Genomic DNA, 20,947 nt, shown 5'->3' with positions numbered 1-20,947 from the left:
CGACTTCGCGTCTAAGAAAATTAGAGCGATGACTTTCGGAGGGGCGCTGAACGACCTCGCGTCTAAAAAAATTCGAGCGATGACTTTCGGAACGTGGCTGAACGTCTTCGCGTCGAGGAAATTTAGAGCAATAGCTTTCGGAACGTGGCTGAATGCCATAGTGCTAGAATTCCGGGAATAAAAAAAGGTTCCAAGCCATTTTTTGCCCGGAACCATTTTTATTTAGCTGGTTATGTCCCAGCCTCTCTCTATTCTATTACATGGATATTGGTAAACGGAAGAAACCTAATATAATAGCGATGAGTAATGCAATGATTAACTGAATCCAGAAACTTGTTGCTGGTTTCGATTTGGATGTTTTTACAAGGATCATCTCCATTGCAACAATGACCCACAGACCTGCAATGATCTTAACGATCAGCTCACCTAGTAACGGAAAGCTTGGGAAGCCGATTCTCGCATACTCCGCGATCAAATCTCCACCTGAATATAAGATTAATAAATAATCTAATCTTAAAATCATATGTAATATTTTACCCGCTTTACTTCCTTTTCTGTACATAACAAATGCAATAATCAGCAAAATTAAACCTAACGCCCATGATGTAATGTGTAAGTGTGTCATTTTTATTACCCCCATTCGATTTTAAATCACTGTACAGAAAGTATCATATCACTATATGTGAACATTTTCATGTCAGAACATTGCAAGTCACTCTATTGTCACAATTTTTTTGTTCCTGGCAATGATCGATCGGCTACTCCTGTATCTTTCTTTTATTCGCTAATATTTTTTTATAAACAAAACTGCGCCAGATCCATTCTAATGGTCCACGTTGGAAATATTTCAGCCATAACCAGCTTAAAAAAAGTTGAATTGGAAAAACGATAATGGCAATAAATATTGTTTGAAACGGATTTAATTCACCGTACCATCCCAGACCTATTGAATAAAATAAACATATGCCAACAATCGATTGAAAAATATAGTTAGATAATGCCATCTTCCCTACATTTGCGAACTTATTAAGAATGGCGGGAATTTTCTCATATACGATAGAAATACTAATAACATAAAATACGGCAGAACTCGTCCCGCCGACTGTATCTTGTAACAATGACAGCCATAACGGGTTGCCGACCAGATAAGGACCCGCTTTAAAAATAATAAATAAAAGGAAACTAATTGCCCATATCCGTTTTAAAATCCTTTGATATTTCTGTACATCATGAAGCCACTTATTTCTTGCAAAAATAACCCCAAGGAGAAAGATTGGTAATAAATTTGCAGTAATGAACACAAAGTTAAACAGGTCGTTCGCATAAAGCCAATTATTTAAATTCTGGCTGAGAATATCCTGCCAGCTTCCTGAGCCGAAATTCTGAAAGGAAGCTTCAATAGCCACTGAATTCACCAATGTGACATAATTTCTAACTAAAAAAAGCATCCCTGTTAATATTAAAGATGGGATCAACAATAAACAAATACTCCAGATTAATAAAGTTTTGTTCTTTCGGTTCATAAATAATAATAAAAGGAACCCAATTATACTGTAACTGATGAGAATATCTCCATGCCAAATCAAAAATGCATGGATAATCCCGAAAATAAGCAATATGAGTAACCTTCGAACCATTGTTTTCATTGGTTGAATATTCTTATTTTTAAGATTTTCATAAATAATCTGCATTCCAAATCCAAACAGGAAAGAAAACAATGAGTAGAAGCTTGCCTGAAAGAAAATATCAATAAGTACCTGCCATACCCCTGCCTCCTCTCCCCCCCAGTAGTTGACTCCATTTCCATATAAAAAGTATGGTCCATGAAATGCTGGAAGGTTTACAACAAAAATACCAAAAATAGCAAATCCCCTTGCTGCATCTATCCATGTCAGCCTCTGTTTCTCCTGAAGTGGAGCTAATGTTTGATCCATTATTTTATAACTCCTCTCACTTTTTCTATATCACTAACTATTCAAATCGTCTGTAAAAAACCCAATGAACAAAAGTCTCCCTTTATTCTATCCTACAATTTCTTCCTGCACTAGCAATATATAATTTTTTCCGCCCAACTTTTCACAAACTCGCTTTCCAAACATACACTAACTATGAAATAAGTTCTGCTACTATTCAAAGAAAGCCAGGTGAATAATATGCCAGCAATTGTCGGAGCTGTTAAAGTAATAAACATTGGGTCCTCCAGCATTTTTCACATTGGCGATGTTTATAAAATAAAGCCATATACCCTAGCTAAGACCTTTGCGGGCGGCGGTTCATTTAACAGTGGGGACGGAATTCGCATTCACTTAGAGAACGCCCAGACAAATATTATGGACGATGACTACGTTGATCAGAACTTTACAGCTTCTAAGTAGGTGAGTTAGTTGAATTTAACTGTGAATCAATCGATCTGTATCCATTTTCTTAAGGTTGGAAATGTTTCTAATTCTTCCGTTTTCCAGATTGGGAGTACAGGACAGTTACAGGCACTTGCACAGCTATACAATACTGGTGGATATGAAACAATTGCCGAGGAAGCAGCACCCAGTGGCGTAAGTGAACCACTGGTACCTTTATCACCACCTTAATCGTTGACACTAAGGAGGAATTGACATGGATTATCCTGCACTAGTTTTTTACGTAAACCAGCTTCAACAGCACATTCAGCAACTCCAGTTGGAAATTAACTCCTTAGAAACCCGTATCAGCCAATTAGAACAAAAAGAGGGTTCTCCTAAGACAACTATTGAAAAATTGGAGTATCACTTTGATCAGTTAAAAATAGAACGGTTGGATGGTACTCTTCATATCGGAATTAGTCCAGAGGATTTAAATCAAACGGATGACTTCTCTCTTCCATTTCCAAATCACCCTTCCCCAAATTATCTTCAGGAATTAAATCAATACACAGAAACAGAATTACCTCAGTTTATAGGACAACTGGAAGAGGAATATCAATACAGATTAACTGATGATTACCGGAAAATTCTGCTCGATGATATAAGAAAGCAGCTCCCCGGACGAATTTCTTACTATGCAAGCAGAAATGATAACGACCAAAGCTGGGTTGTCCAGCAAGTCATTGGTGAGCTGCACCATGGCCTGCACAAATGGTTTCAACAACAAATAAAGAAGGAGTAGATCATATTGTATTACAATGTGAATAATTGGCAATTAGAAGTTGGAAGTATATCCATGATGGGGGTATCCAGCTCGTCTTTGTTTTTAATAGGGGACAGTGAAAATATCCAGTTAGCATCAAGCTTTGACACACCTCCTGAATCATACATTGTTGGTGCGCAAATTCCTGTCCCGCCAAATACAGGTGAAGTAATTGAACAAGCGAACGACTAGAGTAAAAGGTGTCAAAGTTACCAGTTTGGCATACAGCTCGATTTTTAATATCGGGGATACTAATTTTATGGAACCGAAACTCGATGCATTGGCTGTTCAAAAAGAAGGTGGCATTTCTTCAGATAAAGGTTTTGAATTGGAGAAGTATCCAATCTTTCAATCAGAGGGCCATTTTTTGCCAATTAATATGCAGATAGAACAACATCATACCCACCATTGCCCTGTAATTGATGTCCCTGTAATTGAAATTAGTGCTATCTCCTCCTCTGCCATTGTAAATTTGGGAAATGTTAAAAATGTAAAGTCAAAAAGCAGGATTAAACATATAAGGATTCTAAAGGATGAGGAAAACACAATGGAAGTATAATCATTCAATTTTTGTTTGAACAATTCCTTTTATGTGATTTAAAAAATTTGCCAACTTTATTGTTATTTCGCAAAATGAAAGGTTGTGTAGGTATGCCGTCGATCGTTGGTCCAATAAAGATTAACAGTGTTGATGGAGGGATTGTTAATTTCGGTGACAGCTTCTATCTTTCTCCTAAGAGCGCATCAAAGTCTGCAGCCGGGGCAGGTTCGAATAATACCGGGGATTTCCTTAATACTAATACCGGTTTTAATATAACAAATACGGTGGATCCAGATGCTGTCGATCAGGTTATGAATGCAAATGCCTAAAGGGATAATCCCTTTAGGCATTTATACTTCTATTAATAATGATTGGTCAAAGTAATACAGGAACTTTTGCTGAATTGGCTGCTTCCAGATATCTTCTAAGGCTTTAGCATATAATTCTACTTGAATTTTATAGCGATCCCGCAATGTCTTTATTGCCTGCTCATCGATCTGAGAGGTAATCTGATCTGTTTTGTAATCTAACAATATCCATCCGTCTTCTGTTTTGATTAAGCAGTCGATTACCCCTTGCAGGAAAATCCGTTCTTCTTCACCGGTCCATGCAGGGTAAACTTCATTTGCCGGCAGAGTTAAGCTGAAAGGGATCTCCCGTTCAACTTCATGCTGTAAGAGGAATTTGCCGATATCCGTAGCAAAGAATTGTGCAATGGCACTATAATTAATTGCTTGCCCTTCTTCTCTTGTTAGTATCTCATTCGCCTCTAATTTAGCAACAAATTCAACCAGGGACGATTCATTCCATTCTCTGTCTAACGGTATATGCTGCATCACTGTATGCATTGCCGTCCCAATCTCCGCCCTTGTCAACCGTTTTTCCTGCTGCATAAATCGTGGTCTTTTTCTGATCGGTGCCCGAAACGGTTCAATGATGGACTGATCACTATAACTGTCTCTTACTTCATGCTGTCTTTTCATTTCAGTTACCGTTTGTTTGGCACGGTATTTGACAGCATCCTGATGTGGGTAAATATAACTTAAATGACGCTCCACCAATATTTTTTCTTCTGTATCTTCCAAAGGGAGAGGGTGCCATTTATTAATAGCTTCTTCCAATGTATCCATCGCTTGTTTACTTGTTTCTTCAATCTCCTGATATTTACTGCTGTGAACTCGCTCCAGCCACCATTTTGATTGGTCTTCCAGTATTTCCTGCGGGATTTCTGTTACTGCGTCATCTGTACGCAGCAGTTCACCATGTTTATGTCTGACAAGACCTGCTCCAATCCAATCTAAATAGGAAGCTGACTCCAGCCGGTAATAGTTCGGTAATACCCAGTCACCATGGTTAACCATCGATTCCCATTTCTTTTTCTTTTTTTCTAATGAAGGTACTGTTCCTACAAGAACCAATTTTTCTCTTGCACGTGTCAGTGCAACATATAACACCCGCATCTCTTCAGCCAGTAACTCCCGGTGCATTTCTTTTTTTATTGCATGGTAAATTAATGTCGGATACATTATACGCTTTTCGGGATCAATATATTTGGAAGCAAAGCCAAGTTCTTTATGGAGCAAATACTTCTCACGCAAGTCCTGCTGATTAAACTGTTTATTCATTGCCCCGACAATTACTAACGGGAACTCAAGTCCTTTACTCTTGTGGATGGTCATAATTCTGACAACATCTTCCTGCTCTCCTAACGCTTTCGCCGCTCCTAAATCGTCCCCTTTTTCTTCCATGCGCTCAATAAACCGCAGGAAGCGAAACAAGCCGCGAAAGGAGGTAGATTCATAACCCTTCGCTCTGTCATATAATGCCCTTAAGTTTGCCTGACGCTGTCGTCCACCTGGAATTCCCCCAACAAAATCATAATAGCCTGTTTCCTGAAAAATAGTCCAAATCAGTTGGGATAATGCACCTTGTCTTGCCTCTCTTCTCCATTTTTTCAACCTTGTCAGAAATGGCTGGATTGTATCTTTAATTACTTTCGAGTCGCCAACCCTGCTGTATGTTTTTAACGCATCATAATACGAAGCATTTCTTTCTGCTAACCTGATCTTAGCAAGCTCATCCTCATTTAACCCAACGATCGGTGATTTTAATACAGATGCCAGCGGGATGTCCTGTCTTGGGTTATCAATGACTTTTAATAAACTGATCATCACCTGAATTTCGATGGCTGCTAAATAGCCTGATGCCAGTTCAGCATATACCGGTATGCCCTGTTTTTTAAATTCTTCCATTATCGTTGGCGCCCATGTCATCGAACGCAACAGTATCACAATATCCCTATATTCTGCTTTCCGTGGTAAGGATGTACGCTTGTCCATTATTTCAATGGGAGCTTTCTCTCTATGTCCAATCCATGTCTGGATTTTTTCCGCATAAGCCCTTGCTTCTAATTGAGCCTTTTCCAAATCCTCTTCCATTTCCAGCATCTCATCATTCAACTCTTCTTTTTCTGCCTCATTTCGCTCCTGATCTATAATATAAACCTCTGTCTCCGGCTCTGTAAGAGGGACATCATCATAACTTCTGTTACCGTATATTAATTCTGCATCTTCGTCATAATCAATGTCACCGACTTCCGGGTCAAATAACTGGCGAAATACATAATTTGCTGCTGATAACACATCATTGCGACTGCGGAAATTTCGTGCTAAATCAATTCTGTATCCTGAATCTTCCGCTTTGCCGAACCGGTTATATTTCTCAATAAAAAGAGCAGGTTCTGCATGTCTAAAACGGTAGATACTTTGTTTAACATCTCCAACCATAAACATATTACCGTATTCTGCCTGGTTCGATACACTCATCAATAGCGTTTCTTGTACAATATTCGTATCCTGGTACTCATCTACCATTACTTCTTCATACTTTTGCTGTAACGCTCTGGCAAGTGATGATGGACGCTGAGACTGTTTATCTTCCAGTAATAACTCCAATGCAAAGTGTTCTAAATCACTGAAGTCAACTAAACCTCTTTCTTTCTTGGCTTCCTGGTATGCGGTACGAAAGGACTTAATCATCTTTGTTACTTCTAATATCGTTGGATAAAGTTTTCTCATATCTGCTAAATGGCTCGATAAACTTCTCGTAAACCATTCTGAGCCTATTTTATTCCAGCGTTTTTTTATATCATCCCGCAGTGCTTTAACTGCATTTTTCTTTTCTTCATCACAGTCCACTTTTTTCCGTGACAATGCTTTAAATTTGCCATCAGTAAATATAGATTGAGCTTCATCCCACGAAATTTCAATTGCCCCTTTTGCTTGTTGAACCATCAAAAGATCCTCATCTAGTGCTTCTGCATAATGGAATGGTCCATCACTGTCTTTTGTGATGTGGAGTGCTTCATTCAACTGGGACTCTATTACCTCTAACTGTCTTTTCATCTCCTGCTTTAAAATAGTTAACCAATGTGGCTCTTCTGTTACATCTTCGTCTATATCATATGTCTCGGCTAACTGGTCCAGCCATCTGTCCGGATTCGGATGCTGAATGGAGAACTCGTACATTTTCAAAATCAGATTCTCCATATCTAAGTCATTCCTGTCATTCGAAAAGCGATCGACCACTTGGAAAAAAGCTTCCTGACTCTCCCTGTCTTCCTGACCATACCACTCTTCAAAAAGCTGTTCTAACACATCCTGTCTGATCAAATCCGCCTCTACATCATCCGCTATGCGGAATCCTGGGTCAATATCCAGCTGGTAAGCATATTTGCGGACAAGATCCATACAGAAAGAGTGCAATGTTGAAATAGATGCATGTTGCAGGAGTGATAATTGCTTTTTCAGATGGTTTGATTTAGGATCATTGGCTAATGCCTCTTCCAGCGCTTCTCCAATACGGTTACGCATTTCCTGTGCCGCAGCATTAGTAAAAGTAACGACAAGCAATTGGTCGATATCAACAGGTTTTTCTCTGTTAAGCAGCTTCTGGATTATCCGCTCAACTAATACAGCTGTCTTACCTGAACCTGCTGCCGCTGCTACTAATATATTTCTGCCAGACTGGTATATCGCTTCTTCTTGTTCTTTTGTCCATGATGGCATTAGTCCTCACCTCTTTTCATCGCTTCCAATGCTTCCTCGTCTTTTAAATCTTTTAATTTATGATAATTATTTTCAGTTAATGTCGGGTCGAACTGGCATACCGACCGGTAGGAACAGAATGTGCACGCGTTTTGATCTTTTTTCTGAAATGGATTGAGGCTTATTTCTCCATCAAGCATTGCTATTCCGGCACCTGTCATTAACTGACGAATATATGATTGTAACTGATCAAAAATTTCCCTGTCCGCCACTTGTGAGCCTTTATAAAAACTGCCCGTCTTACTGAAGCCTGCTGGAACAATGTTACTTCTGCCGGAATCCAGGGTCGTATCCATCATTTTTACTACATCTTCTTGTTCGAGCAACAGGCCCTTCATTTTAAACTGTTTAAAAATCTCTGCTTCAATTTTATCCTCAGATAAGCTATCAGACAAAGAGAGCATCGGGTTGTGTACATGAAAATATAACACTCCGGCAGGCGATGCTTCCCGTCCAAGCCATTGCACCGCATTCGTTAACACAACATCCAGATATGCAAGCATCTGTAATGCCAATCCGTAGTATACTTCTGATAAATTTAACCCTCTGGAGCTGGATTTGTAATCGATAATCCGTAAAAACAGTTGCTCCTGCTCAATAGCCTGGTCGACACGATCGATTCTTCCTCTTAACAGCAGCTTATAATCATCTTTTAAAGGGATTTCTAATGGAGCCAGTTGATTAGGATACCCAAAACCAACTTCTAAACCAACCGGTGAGAACATGGATTTCCTTGCCTGTTCACTTAAAATAAAGGTTGCTCTTGCAATGATCTCTTCTAATTTCCGTTGAATATACTGATATCTTTTCGAACTGTGTAATATTTGGTGCTGAAGCACAGGTCCCAAATGTCCAATTGCGCGATTGGCATAGTTTTTTGCTTCTTTGTCATAGATGTCAGCGAAATTTCTTCCTTCTTTTTGTATCCACTCTGTTATTTGTTTTAATGCTTCATGGAAGAGCTGGCCAATATCTGGCGCGTCCAGTTTATATGTCTGCCTTTCTTCCAATCCTAAGTTGTATCTGACAAAATGTTGATAAGAACAGCGGTGGTATGTTTCCAGTCTCGATACACTTGCTTTAATTTCCTTACTGTACAGCTGCTCTACTGTCTCTTCAGACAGGTTTTTCGGTTTATTCTGATAAAATAATCCCTTCAATACCATTTGGTTTGTTGCTTTATTATCAGGCTGTTCAATATACCAATTTAATACATAATCCCAAATCGAATCGATCGGATAACCCCTTAACCTTCTCGCTAATTGTGCTGTTAATGCTCCTCTTGTTTTCACAGGAGTTGCCACAAATCTTTCTGCATCCAGCATCTCTTCCGGATCCTGCAAGGTGACTTTTTCTAATCGCTCCGGGAAAATTTCCCCGATCCGTTTAACAAGAGGAGAGGCTGCTTTCATCTTACCTTCCTCATTACTCAGCGGATAACTAATCCATAAATAATCGGTAGGCAGTGTAAACGCACTGTATACATAAAAAGCATCATCAAGCAGTTGACGTTTGCTTCCTTCAGCTAACTGAATCCCCTGTGTCTGCAGTAAACTCCGCTCTTCTTCTGAAATAAGCCCATCTCCACCTTGTTTCATTGGCCATGTACCTTCATTCACACCTAGTAAAAATGCGCATTTTATTCCATGCATTCTCGAACGGTCAATCGAACCAACAACAACATGGTCAATGCTTGGCGGCACATGAGAAAATTGCAATGAGTCAAGACCGGATTCCAGTATATTCCGGAATGCTTTTAAGTCAATAGCCTCTTCTCCGGCTATTTCCGTTATCTCTTCCAGCAATTGAATAATAGCATCCCATACCTGATCTTGTTCACGCCCTTTTTCAATTCGGCCTTCCGCATCATATTGTTCCCGTATTGTTTCTAGCTGCTGTGGGGCTCCAATCCACTCTAACCATTCATACAATACAATTGCTTTATCCCTAATCTTATCTGCCTCTCTTAATCTGGTGTCTAGTGGCCCAATAATTTCTGCTGCCTGATCACGGTACATATTTATTTTTTTTTGTATCGTTAATTCACGGTCCGTTTGTGCTGATTGTTCAAAACCCCTGAACCGCTGAAAAAGCCATGGCTGATCATTTAACCACCGGTTTCTGCCCCTGATTCCATATTCCAGGACATAGTTTTCTAATTCATCAATCGCTTCCTGATCCAGCGGATATTGCTTATCTCCTTCAGGAATAAAACCTGTTTTCAGAACACGAAATATCGCGTCATATCGCCAATCCCCCTCAATCACATCAAGCAATGAACGAATACATTCTATCAACGGATGATGAAGCATCGGTCGTTTTTCATCAACAAAGACCGGAATTTTGTAATCTTCAAAAACGGTTGTAATTAAATCATGATAGACTTCAGGCTCACGTATTAAAACAGCAATCTCACGGAAACGATAATCCTGATCCCGTATTAATTTAATAATCTCCTGGGCAGCTCCTTCCACCTCTGCTCTTGGATGAACGGCTTCTGCTAACTGAACCGGTGCTTTACCATTAAAAGGAACAGCCGGCCTGTTGTCAAAATGGTTGTCCAAATGCGTAAATGCTGTTTTTTGTTTATTTGATACTGTTACAGTTTCCATCTCTATACCATGCTTCTGTACTAATTGCTCCATTTGAATGTATGTTTCTTTCGTTACATGAAATAAATCTAACGGATCTATAACCGGTTGATCCATTTGATCAATGGTTAGTGTCATATGAACATGTTTCGCTTTCTGCAGCATTACTTCAACTACCAATAATTCTTGTGGAGTAAAATGGTGAAATCCATCAATATATACTTCTGTATCATGTAAAAAGTCACTATCCATTAATTTTTCAATTAAGAGCTGCAATCTGTCTTCATTATCCATATAAGTTCCTGCTAGAGCTTGTACTAGTTGATCATAAATATAATACAAGTCATTCAGTTTATTTGTAAGGGCCTGTTCTGTTACCGTCTGGTGCTGAAAACGTCCCATTTCTGTAATCTGTTCTGTAATCATATCTGGTGTTATGCAATACCGTTTGAATTCTGTAATCATTTCTTCTAATTGTTTAAGGAACCCTTGTTTTTCAACTGCTTTCTGAAATACCTTCCATTCAGATGTTCGCTGATCAATAATCTTTCTAAGCATCATTTGTATGCCTGTTGATGTTATGAATTCCTTCGTTGCACCCCCGGTTTGCTGCATTACTCGCCATGCCAGACGGGAGAAACTATATACTTGGGCACGTATGGAGCCATTTAGTTGCCGATCATTTAACAGGGCATATTCCTGTTGAAAGGTCATTTGATCAGGTACTAAATAAATAATTGGAGAACCTTGAGGATTTTGCTGAAGTTTAGTTTTGATTTCTGTCATACATTGTTCGCTTTTGTTAGCAGTCGAACTTCCTGTAATTAAGCGTAGCAATAATACACCTACTCTCTCTCGGTTATTTCCCTCGTTTTCTTTTCATTTCTTTCATTATACCAAACTTACGTTCTTTTGTTTAGCGAAAAAAAATGGGAAAATGAGAAGGGAAGCAGGTTGCTGACTTCCGCTCCAGGTTCCAACTTTTAACTATCAATTGGTCATGTCCGGAGCGGTCGCAGTCATCTCTTCCGCTAGTAAGCGCTTTCCTTTTTTCAGCGGATTAATTGAAAGTCAATGTCAGACATCGGCCAATACAATACATCCACCTTTCCTACAACTGTTGCCACGTCTACGAATCCAATGTCTCTGCTATCATAGCTTTTTTGCCGGTTATCCCCTAAAACAAATAACTTTCCTTCTGGTACAACCGTTTCTTCTGTAATTTCTTCTATGGTGAAATCATTGGTTAACTGTCCTTCCGCCTCTTCGCGAAATGGTTCTAAATACGGTTCTTTTACCGGCTCACCATTTATATATAAAATGTCATTTTTATAAGCTATATGGTCACCAGGTAAACCGATAACGCGTTTTACATAATCTTCTTCTTCATTAGCATGAAACACGATCACATCAAAACGGTCTATTTCTTTTAAATCATATATCATTTTATTTACCATTAATAAGTTCCCGTCATGCAATGTCGGTTCCATCGATTTGCCGTTTACGACATAACTGGCAAATAAATAAGAACGAAAGAAAAAAGCAAGTAAAAGGGAAAATAGTATGATGCGGATAATAGACCACGTCTTTTTCTTTTTCATGGCATTCCCTCCAGCATTTTTATTACTAATTTACCCCCATTCTCCCTCTTTTAACCTTTATATTTTTCATTTTTCTTTTCCACTCTTTTATGCAGTCTCTTTTCCATGTATTTACCTAATAACCAAAAGATTGTAATTCCTATTGCAACAATCACAGACTTTACTGGATTTTGTGCAAAAGAGAAAATACTGTCTCCAATATAAGAAACTGTAAAGATCATCACTGCCTTCCCAAGGAATACTGCCAAAATAAACTGATACAGATTCACTTTGGATATGGCAACAACTAAATTAATGACAGCTGATGGCGAAAACGGAAAACAAAGAAGTAAAAACAATGGACCAAAACCGTGTCTCTCCAACCAGTTCATCACCTTTACTACCTGTTTATTTTTACGAACCCAGCGAAAGAGACGAACATCTTTAAAATGGCGGACAATAAGGAATACTACTATTGACCCGGTGCTCGCGCCAATCCATGAGAGCAGAAATCCTTCAAGCAAGCCGTAAGCTGCAGCATTTGTCATGACGAACACTACTAACGGTAAAAAAGGTAAAAAAGCTTCCAAAAACGGCAAGAGTAAGCCCGGAATCGGTCCTAAGCTCTCATAACTTGTTAGTAAAAAATTGACAAGGCTATCATAATCATTTGCTTCAATTAATTCCTTAATTTGTTCTACATCGATATTATCAATATTACTAATATTATATGTAAGCATTGTTGGTAAGAACCCCTTTTTCCATAAAAACAATCATTTTTATCAATTACTTAAATATATTTTAATACTTCTTGCCTTTTTTTACTAATAAAAAAATGTTTGTTGCATTTTTGTTCATAACTGCATATAATAGAACACACGTTCCTATAAAGGAGAGAAAGCTATGCGATATTTAGAAGAGCATGAATGGAATTTAGCTTCACGTTTTTTATTTATGTCAATGGCGTTACGCGTAATAAAACATGATCTTGCACAACTTCAGCAAAATGCGCCCTTTAAGATTAATGAACCGTATATTACTCTTCTGAAACAAATAGAGAAGAAGGCGACAGCTGAACGAAGAGATTTACAACAACAAATGTACAAAGAAAAAATCCAGGTGATGACAGTGGAGAAAAAAGACTCGTTCACAACTTATCTGTTCACATGTAAAGGCAGGGAAGAAAAAAGAAATTACTTTAACCCTGCTATCAGAAAAAAAGTCGAAACTATTCTGAATGAATGGATATTAAATGAAACAGAAAGCCCTCAATCCGAAAAAAAAGAACCGCTATCTTTATGATAACCGTTCCTTTCCATAAATTATTTATATAATAACAGAGTCTGTGCCATTATCCCGGAGCTGCACCAAAGGACTTCATCTCTTATTAGCGTGCATTTAATGTAAACGTCTTTGTTTATTAGTCTCTGCTATATACTGTGATAATGGCAGCACATCACTAAGCTTATCGGAAATTATACAGCGGTACTGTGCTGTTTTATTAATCTGGTTGAGAATAACAGCATAGGAAACATCTACAATAAGACTGCGCCCATTCTTAAAAATAATTTTCGTTTGATAATTAGAAAATCTTTCAATTCGATTGACATGTGTGTGGGAGATCCAGATGCAAGACTTTTTAGTTGGGGATTCAACAGGGAAGAAATACATATTACTCATTCGATCAATAACTATGGGAGGTTTATGGCTAGTATCTGTTAATCTGCGGGAACCTTCTAATAAACCACGTAAGCTGATACCAAACTCGCGGCAGGTCATATCCATTACTTTATAGGAATGAATATCAACTTCATAATCATCTTCCTCTTCATATTCCATAATTCTTGTACCAAAATTTTTTCCTTTTCTCAGACCAATTACTGCCAAAGTTGCTGGGCTAATTTCACAGCCTTTCGACATAATCATCAACCTTCCTCCTTAAAACTAGTATTTTATTCACACTTAAAATATTACCAATTTATAGAGGAAAAGGATATAATTTTAACCAATAAATAGTTCTTATTACCTAACCGTTTGTTTAATTTTACAAAGTTGTGATAAAATCTATAAAAAAAAGTGCTTTCATAAGGGTAAAAACGTAAAATTTGAATCAAGTAGGTGATAAAATGTGGAAGAAATTTTTTCGGAAGAAAGATATCAGCTATCCAATCCGGGCTGTTTCCAGTGAAGAAGTAAAAAACGCTGTCAGAGCATACAGCAAAACGCTGCCCAGTAATGTTCCGCTGAAGGTTTTGATCAACGAAGACTCCACCATTAATTTTGAGCTGTTGACACCTTTTTTGAAGGCGTTCCCTGACAGGAACTACTATATGTCCAAAGAAACCTATGAAATATTTGAAGAGGAAGATAAGCATCTCGCTCTTGCTGTAGATAAAGTTCAGAAGGCTGTTGATCAGTATGTAGATCTTAAAAAGGACCTTCCCATCATAGACTATGATCCATACCGGAAAGTCAGTTATTTTAAATTAGAGCAGCTAAACCTCATTACAGATCGACCTGAAATAGATTTTTATATTACAGGAGAAGAGTATTTAATTACAAGAAAAAAACCACAATAATGTGGTTTTTCACTACGCTAAGCTCCCTGAAACAGAGACAGCTCCTAATGATTATTTCAAGCTTGTAATATGATAGATTCCCATTGTCTTTCTGCCTGTTTTTCAGTACTGGCAACTTCCTGCTTCAGCTTTTTCAACTGCTGTATAGTCTGGGAAACTTTCTGAAGCATGGATTCTACTTCGCGTGCAGATTGATTAATTTTATCCTGCACAAACCAATCCATCACTAAACCGTCAAGGAAATAGTCAGCAAATGTTAATCCGCCGGAAATTTCAATATTCGCATTAAAGGATTTACCAATATCGGATAGTTCATGAGAAAATTTCCGCAGTAATCTTTGTGCCTCATGTGTCGCCCGCTTTGCATCATCAATATGGCTATGTTTTAAGGAGGTAGAAACAAGCCCACCGCCAAACATATCAACTGTTCCCCAATTTTGGGCTTTTTTGAGTGATTCACCTGCAGAAGAGAGGGCTCTATTCACTTTATGCCCGGCATCTAAAGCTTCTTCGATTTCTGTCTGTTCATCTTTAATGATGCCAATTTTCTCTAACAGACGATGTGCTTCCTCACCTTTTTCATTATTCGAATCTAAAAGATGTACATATTTTTGCTCCAGTATTTCATGATATTTAGCTTCAGGATCACCTAAATCGGCGATACGGCGGTCCAGTTCTTTCACATCTGATTCCAGATCTTCTACAGAAGACTTCGCTTCCTCATAATGGAGCTGGGCACTGACCAATTCCTGCTTCTCCTGATCTAACTTTTCGTCTTTTCTTCCTGTTAATGTATAGAAGATATTAGCAATACTAAAGCTTTCCAGTTTTTCTACATCAACCTTCTCTGCCTCTAGTTTTTGAAATAATTCACGTTCCCTTGAACGCACTTGCCCTAACTGTGTAACCAGTTGTGTCCGCTCGTCCAAATAGCGTTTCAATTTCCGCTTCTTTTCCTGTTCATCAATTAATTGCTGGTAAAATTCGTCCATTTCCTAATCACCTCTATTAGATAGTACGAACAAGGTCAGGAATTTGTTTCACGATTTTCAATAATTTCTCTCAATTTTTCTATTCTTTCCCGGATAGAGGGATGAGACGAACGAAACAAACGAATCAATGGTGCAGGTGAAATGTCTGTTTTTGATTGTTCTGCAAGCAGATAATAGGTATGCAACGCCGGAGTTAAATCTTCCGTTTGGTCCATTGCGAAGATATCGGCAGTTCGCTCCATCTGTCGGGATACGAATAAACTTACAGGTTGAGTAATTGTTAAGATAATAGAAGCAGTAAGTAACAGTTTTAATAGTCTTGTATAGATTTGGTCATCTTTCCATTTAATCGACAGCCATTGTAATAAGAGTAATAAAATTAACGAAAGCAGCAGATACAGTCCCATCCCAATGTACACATGCTTATATAAATAATGGGCTACTTCATGAGCGGTAATAAACAGGATTTCGGCCTCTTCCATTCCATTTAGCATAGTGTCCCACAGGACGATCCTTGCATGCCCAAAAATACCTGTTACATAGGCATTATATGTAGTTACCTTCTCACTTTTATTGACGACAAGAATGTCAACATCAGATAACCCTGCACTTTCAGTCAACTGTTCCATCTCTGTCCGCAGTTTGCCAGACTTCAACTGATGAAAATCATCAAAAAGCGGATCAATCCAAACCGGCTGAATGAAAACAATAAAAATAGCAAAAGGTAAAATAGCCAGCCATAATATGATTCCCCATCTTCGCGGCCATTTTTCCATAAAGAGCAAGCTGAAATAAAGCAGAAAAAAGATGATTAAAAAATATAATCCAGTTGATAATATCAGTTCCAGAAACCATGATAGAAATCCTTGTGTGCGTGTTCCTTCACTTATTGAAAGAGCATGCCAAAATGCCTGGAATGGAAGACGTGCAATAAACTCCAGTCCTATAAGCATTCCAGTAAATACTAAACTGGAGAGCAGCCTGGAATTATTCTTACCTACATGGATACTGGCATTTCTCTTTATCAGCAGTATGTATATAATTATGACCTGAATCGGCAACATCGCGAAAAAAGCCGCATGCGATAATGCACCATAGCGGGAACCACTTAATGATTCCAGTGGATAGAAATAATAAAAATAGAGAAACAGCCCTACCGTATAGACGAAATAGATAGTTAACAGTTTTTTCATTCCCGGCTCCTTTTTCACAGCGTTTCTATTATGATTATATCTACATACATATTAGTTATTACTAGTTTTGCCAAATGAATCATGGATAACCACTTACTTTCGGATAAAAACAAAGACTGTCGCCATAGCGGGGACAGTCTTTTCTCTGTTATTAATATATAAGCCCTACAAGATCTTCTTTGGTAATTTTCCCAAGGTAATGCGAGACATCGATGTCTTGAAGCGCCTGGTCTATCGCCTGACGCTCATAACGAATTCCAGTCAACTTTTCTTCCAACTCTGCCACATCCCCAATTCCGAAGAAATCTCCGTAAATCTTACATTGATCAATCATTCCTTTGTTGACGTCTAATCGCACATCAACCAATCCACCTTCAAACTTGTGTGAGTGCTGAATATTAAATTTCGGTGATTTCCCATAATTCCAATCCCATCTCTGGTAACGTTCTTCAGATAGTTGACGGATATTATCCCAGTCTTCTTCTGTCAGTACATACTGTGGAACATCCTCTACCTTCTCCACATCAAATATATGACGCAGAATATGTGCTTTGAAATCCTCCATTGATAATTTATTTTCCATAAATTCTGCAATATTGGTTACACGGCTGCGTATCGATTTAATACCTTTAGACTGAATTTTTTCTGTTTTTACATTTAAAGATTTTACTACATGCTCAATTTCGGAATCATACATTAATGTCCCGTGACTGAACATTCGCCCTCTTGTCGTAAACTGAGCATTCCCGGATATTTTCCGTCCGTCTGCGACAAGGTCATTTCGGCCTTTTAATTCAGCAGGTACACCTAACGTCCGCAATGCTTCCACAACAGGTTCAGTAAATTTTGCGAAATTGTGGAAGCTGTCCCCATCGTCTTTGGTAATAAAACTGAAGTTCAGGTTGCCCTGATCATGATATACTGCTCCTCCACCTGAAAGTCTGCGAACGACATGAATACCATTCGATTCAACATAGTCTGTGTTAATTTCTTCAATCGTATTTTGGTTCTTCCCAATAATTATCGATGGTTCGTTTATGTAAAATAACAGATAGGAATCTGTTTCTCCAAACTGTTTTAACACATACTCCTCGATTGCAAGATTAATATGAGGATCTGTTATCCCTTTATTGTCAATAAATTTCACTATGACGCACCCCTTTTATATTGATTACTATTATCAATTAGTATAAAAGAATTAATCGAATAAAACAATTTTTTGAAATTGTACTAATACAAAGTGTTGATTTTTTTATTTTGTTATAATACAATATAAATAAGACACGCTTTTATAAGTGTGATTAGTGCGGATAAGATATTGTAATAGAAGAACACGATTCCCTAACGTGTTGATTACAATTATCCCGCCATTTAACCTATTTGAAGTCTTTTACCCTATATCTTTCGTTCCTTTCATCCTACTTATCCTGCTGAATAAGGATGATGAACATTCCCATCCAATTAATCGGATATATGGAAAAGACAAGACACCTGCAGCTAATTAGTAGCTGCTTTTTTTATGGTCCTTAAACATGTGAACTGAACCAAACATATAATGGGTATTATGTGGTGGGGGCTATACCGCTGCTCCGACCGCCCACTTTGCAATGAGGATCTTCAAATCTCGCTGTCCCCCCAGGAGTCTTCATGACCAGCCTCCGCTTTAGTGCCCCTGATAATTGAAAAAAGCTGCCAATATTACCTTTAGGTCTTATGAATGAAAAATTCTCATGAATAATAATTTTTCATGAGAATTTTAATATGTTTACAATTCTTTATAAAAATTGGAGAGCAACATGCAGTCACACGCAGCGTCAGCTTTACGGATTTAATAACTCCAGGTTACTCTATTCTTGTTCAATTTTCTAAATAAGCTAGTATTCGTTCAACTGCTGCTTCTCCCTGATCAATACAGTCAGGTATCCCTATTCCTCTGAACGAGCTGCCTGCTACAAATAAACCGGGCAGGTTTTCCGCTATGTCTTTCTCTAATTGGTCAATCTTTTCTTTATGGCCAACACTGTATTGTGGCATCGCATTCTTCCACCTGGATACAATTGAGAAATGTGGTTTACCTTCAATTTTCATAATTTTATTTAAATCAGCTAATACAATTTTCTCTAAAGCCTCATCAGATAATTCCACAACATCTTCATCTCCAGGCCTGCCGACATAACAGCGGAGCAAAGCCATTCCTTCAGGTGCTGCAGTTTCAGGCCATTTTTTGTGTGTCCATGTACATGCGGTAATCCGGTAATCACTGTTACGAGAAACTACAAAGCCGGTACCATCAATATCTTCTTTAATAGCAGATTGGTCAAAAGCTAAGGCAACATTCGCTACAGACGTTGCTTTCATATCCTTTATGCTTGTAACAAAATCATAATCTGCCAGCATTTTTTTCATAGTATTGAATGGTGTTGCTATCATTACAGCATCAGACTGGATGACTGAACCATCTGATAATGTTAATGTATATTGTTTAGGCCCTTTCTTAATATGATTAACCGCCGTATCTTTCCGGACGATTTCAGCATCCAGATTCGCTTCTATCGCTTCCACGAGTGACTGTAAACCATCCTTTAAGCTGTAAAACATACTTCTTTTTTTACCTGGACCAGTCTTAGGTTTTGGCATTGTTTTCTGTAAGCCTTTGACTAGGCTGCGATGATGTTGCTCTAGTTGATAGAAATTGGGGAATGTCGCCATCAAACTCAAATCATCAATATTACCCGCATAAATCCCCGAAAGCAGTGGTTCGATTAAATTTTCTACAAGTTCGTCACCGAACCTTCTCCTGAAAAACTTCCCTAATGATTGATCCTTCTTCGGTTCGCCTTTAGGTAAAAGCAGATCAAATCCTGCTCTGATTTTACCTGACAAACTAAATAGATCTGAAAACAGAAATGGCTTTACCTGTGTCGGTATTCCCATAAATGAGCCTTGTGGCATGCTATGTAACTTTCCGTCAACGAGGATATAAGATTTCCCTGTTCCATTCATTACTAATTGATCACCCAGACCTACTTCACGAGCCAGCCTTTCCGCTGATTGCTTCCTTATCAGAAATGAATCAGGTCCTCTCTCGATCGTAAATCCTTCTCTGCGTTCGGTTTTAATTTTGCCGCCTAAGCGCTCACCAGCTTCCAGTAAAGTGATCTGATAGGGTAAGTTCTGTTCTTTTATCTGTTTATTTAAATAATAGGCAGCAGTAAGCCCAGAAATACCGCCACCTATAATTGTTATTCTTTTCATGATTGATCAGTACTTTGGAGTTTTTCCAGAACAACCGTTGCTAATGTGTCAATAAACTTTGGATGAACATTTGGCATCTCAGGTCGATAATAATCTGCTCCAATATCATCACAGACTACTTTACACTCATAATCATTATCGTAAAGCACTTCTAAATGATCTGCAACAAAACCTACAGGTGCGTATACAAAGGAACGATACCCTTTATGTTCAAAAAGGTCACGTGTTAAATCCTGCACATCTGGTCCTAACCATGGATCAGGCGTGTTCCCTTCACTTTGCCAGCCTATTTCCACATTACGGATACCTGCTCTTTCCTGAATCAGGTCTGCTGTTTTTTTCAACTGTTCCGGATAAGGATCTCCATTCTGTAAAATTTTCTCTGGCAAGCTGTGGGCAGAAACAATCAGAACTGCTTTTTCTTTTTCTGCTTCGTTCATTTTGTTAAACTCGCCCAAGACAGCTTCTTTCCAGTAGTCGATAAAACCCTCAGCATCATACCAGCTTTCCACAGATTGAATGGTTAAACCATACTTTTCTGCCTCTTCTTTGGCACGTCCATTATATGATTTCACACTAAATGTAGAGTAATGCGGAGCGAGTACGATCGAGATCGCTTCTTTAATCCCGTCATCTGCCATTTGCTTCACTGCATCCTCTACAAATGGTTCAATGTGTTTTAATCCTAAATAATGAACAAATTCCACTTCGTCCTGTCTTTCATTTAAACGATTTTCCAGCGCATGTGCTTGTTCTTTCGTAATTCTGGCAAGTGGAGAGATTCCGCCAATCGCACGGTACCTCTCTGTCAGATCATCCAGCATTTCCTGAGATGGCTTGCGGCCATGTCGGATGTGTGTGTAATAACGTTCAATATCTGCTTCTTCATATGGCGTCCCGTAAGCCATAACTAGCAATCCTACTTTTTTCTTTGCCATTTGTTAGACA

Annotated in this window: 21 protein-coding genes; 9 read left to right on the top strand and 12 right to left on the bottom strand. The window is 38.4% G+C overall.

The genetic code is table 11. The features are described from left to right. Nucleotides 1-181: hypothetical protein (locus BMW36_RS20485; RefSeq protein ID WP_217640959.1), on the top strand; the 181-nt coding region annotated here is incomplete at its 5' end. A gap of 75 nt (nucleotides 182-256) precedes the next feature. Here BMW36_RS20485 and BMW36_RS11730 read toward each other — a convergent pair. Beyond that, nucleotides 257-625 carry a YisL family protein gene (locus BMW36_RS11730; RefSeq protein ID WP_089741309.1) on the bottom strand — a complete coding sequence of 123 codons (369 nt, stop codon included), beginning with the start codon at nucleotides 623-625 and terminating at the stop codon, nucleotides 257-259. Between the two features lie 133 nt (nucleotides 626-758). After that, nucleotides 759-1,934 (bottom strand): DUF418 domain-containing protein, encoded by a 1,176-nt coding sequence (locus BMW36_RS11725; protein ID WP_089741307.1) that lies wholly within the window; start codon nucleotides 1,932-1,934, stop codon nucleotides 759-761. A gap of 219 nt (nucleotides 1,935-2,153) precedes the next feature. Between BMW36_RS11725 and BMW36_RS11720 the strand changes: the two genes are divergently transcribed. The 6 genes from BMW36_RS11720 to BMW36_RS11695 all read left to right on the top strand — a co-directional run bounded on the left by BMW36_RS11720 (nucleotide 2,154) and on the right by BMW36_RS11695 (nucleotide 4,032). Continuing rightward, the gene (locus tag BMW36_RS11720) at nucleotides 2,154-2,375 is read left to right on the top strand and encodes a spore germination protein (RefSeq protein WP_089741305.1); all 222 of its coding nucleotides are present in this window, start codon (nucleotides 2,154-2,156) and stop codon (nucleotides 2,373-2,375) included. A gap of 9 nt (nucleotides 2,376-2,384) precedes the next feature. Continuing rightward, nucleotides 2,385-2,588 (top strand): spore germination protein GerPB, encoded by a 204-nt coding sequence (locus tag BMW36_RS11715; protein ID WP_089741303.1) that lies wholly within the window; start codon nucleotides 2,385-2,387, stop codon nucleotides 2,586-2,588. Between the two features lie 25 nt (nucleotides 2,589-2,613). Next, nucleotides 2,614-3,141 (top strand): spore germination protein GerPC, encoded by a 528-nt coding sequence (gene gerPC, locus BMW36_RS11710; RefSeq protein WP_089741302.1) that lies wholly within the window; start codon nucleotides 2,614-2,616, stop codon nucleotides 3,139-3,141. Nucleotides 3,142-3,147: 6 nt separating this feature from the next. Continuing rightward, nucleotides 3,148-3,354 (top strand): spore gernimation protein GerPD, encoded by a 207-nt coding sequence (locus tag BMW36_RS11705; RefSeq protein ID WP_089741300.1) that lies wholly within the window; start codon nucleotides 3,148-3,150, stop codon nucleotides 3,352-3,354. Then, nucleotides 3,335-3,721, top strand: a complete 387-nt coding sequence (locus BMW36_RS11700) for a spore germination protein GerPE (RefSeq protein WP_089741298.1) — start codon at nucleotides 3,335-3,337, stop codon at nucleotides 3,719-3,721. Before BMW36_RS11705 ends, BMW36_RS11700 begins: the two co-directional genes overlap by 20 nt. Before the next feature lie 92 nt (nucleotides 3,722-3,813). Continuing rightward, on the top strand, nucleotides 3,814-4,032 hold the full coding sequence (locus BMW36_RS11695) for a spore germination protein (RefSeq protein WP_089741296.1): 219 nt from the start codon (nucleotides 3,814-3,816) through the stop codon (nucleotides 4,030-4,032). 21 nt (nucleotides 4,033-4,053) lie between these two features. Here the strand turns inward: BMW36_RS11695 and addA are convergent, their stop codons facing one another. The 4 genes from addA to BMW36_RS11675 form a co-directional block, all read right to left on the bottom strand. Then, nucleotides 4,054-7,770, bottom strand: a complete 3,717-nt coding sequence (gene addA / locus BMW36_RS11690) for a helicase-exonuclease AddAB subunit AddA (RefSeq protein WP_089741294.1) — start codon at nucleotides 7,768-7,770, stop codon at nucleotides 4,054-4,056. Beyond that, entirely contained in the window at nucleotides 7,770-11,237 is a 3,468-nt protein-coding gene (gene addB, locus BMW36_RS11685; protein ID WP_089741292.1) for a helicase-exonuclease AddAB subunit AddB, read from the bottom strand. Before addB ends, addA begins: the two co-directional genes overlap by 1 nt. A gap of 215 nt (nucleotides 11,238-11,452) precedes the next feature. Continuing rightward, on the bottom strand, nucleotides 11,453-12,001 hold the full coding sequence (gene lepB, locus BMW36_RS11680; protein ID WP_089741290.1) for a signal peptidase I: 549 nt from the start codon (nucleotides 11,999-12,001) through the stop codon (nucleotides 11,453-11,455). A gap of 50 nt (nucleotides 12,002-12,051) precedes the next feature. Beyond that, entirely contained in the window at nucleotides 12,052-12,720 is a 669-nt protein-coding gene (locus BMW36_RS11675; protein WP_089741288.1) for a TVP38/TMEM64 family protein, read from the bottom strand. Nucleotides 12,721-12,883: 163 nt separating this feature from the next. Between BMW36_RS11675 and BMW36_RS11670 the strand changes: the two genes are divergently transcribed. Further along, on the top strand, nucleotides 12,884-13,282 hold the full coding sequence (locus tag BMW36_RS11670; RefSeq protein WP_089741286.1) for a YhjD family protein: 399 nt from the start codon (nucleotides 12,884-12,886) through the stop codon (nucleotides 13,280-13,282). A gap of 96 nt (nucleotides 13,283-13,378) precedes the next feature. Here the strand turns inward: BMW36_RS11670 and BMW36_RS11665 are convergent, their stop codons facing one another. Further along, nucleotides 13,379-13,906: a competence protein ComK gene (locus BMW36_RS11665; RefSeq protein WP_089741283.1), complete on the bottom strand. Its 528-nt coding sequence runs from the start codon at nucleotides 13,904-13,906 to the stop codon at nucleotides 13,379-13,381. 200 nt (nucleotides 13,907-14,106) lie between these two features. On the opposite strand from BMW36_RS11665, the gene BMW36_RS11660 reads away from it, so the two are divergent. Continuing rightward, nucleotides 14,107-14,559: a DUF3939 domain-containing protein gene (locus BMW36_RS11660; protein WP_089741281.1), complete on the top strand. Its 453-nt coding sequence runs from the start codon at nucleotides 14,107-14,109 to the stop codon at nucleotides 14,557-14,559. A 56-nt stretch (nucleotides 14,560-14,615) separates the two neighbouring features. Here the strand turns inward: BMW36_RS11660 and BMW36_RS11655 are convergent, their stop codons facing one another. From BMW36_RS11655 to hemH, 5 genes are all read right to left on the bottom strand, one after another. Beyond that, nucleotides 14,616-15,551, bottom strand: coding sequence for a hypothetical protein (locus BMW36_RS11655; protein WP_089741279.1), 936 nt, complete (start codon nucleotides 15,549-15,551; stop codon nucleotides 14,616-14,618). A 35-nt stretch (nucleotides 15,552-15,586) separates the two neighbouring features. Next, nucleotides 15,587-16,744: a M48 family metalloprotease gene (locus BMW36_RS11650; protein WP_089741277.1), complete on the bottom strand. Its 1,158-nt coding sequence runs from the start codon at nucleotides 16,742-16,744 to the stop codon at nucleotides 15,587-15,589. Nucleotides 16,745-16,895: 151 nt separating this feature from the next. Next, nucleotides 16,896-17,891, bottom strand: a complete 996-nt coding sequence (gene lplA, locus BMW36_RS11645; protein ID WP_089741275.1) for a lipoate--protein ligase — start codon at nucleotides 17,889-17,891, stop codon at nucleotides 16,896-16,898. A 710-nt stretch (nucleotides 17,892-18,601) separates the two neighbouring features. Further along, entirely contained in the window at nucleotides 18,602-19,999 is a 1,398-nt protein-coding gene (hemY, locus tag BMW36_RS11640; RefSeq protein WP_089741273.1) for a protoporphyrinogen oxidase, read from the bottom strand. Next, nucleotides 19,996-20,937: a ferrochelatase gene (hemH, locus tag BMW36_RS11635; RefSeq protein ID WP_089741271.1), complete on the bottom strand. Its 942-nt coding sequence runs from the start codon at nucleotides 20,935-20,937 to the stop codon at nucleotides 19,996-19,998. The genes hemY and hemH overlap by 4 nt, the downstream gene beginning before the upstream one ends. Between the last annotated feature and the right edge of the window lie 10 nt (nucleotides 20,938-20,947).

Origin of the sequence: Gracilibacillus ureilyticus, assembly GCF_900111195.1 — a bacterium.
GTDB lineage: Bacteria > Bacillota > Bacilli > Bacillales > Amphibacillaceae > Gracilibacillus > Gracilibacillus ureilyticus.
Note: the sequence above shows the minus strand (reverse complement) of the source record. Positions and strands in the feature narration are given on the sequence as shown.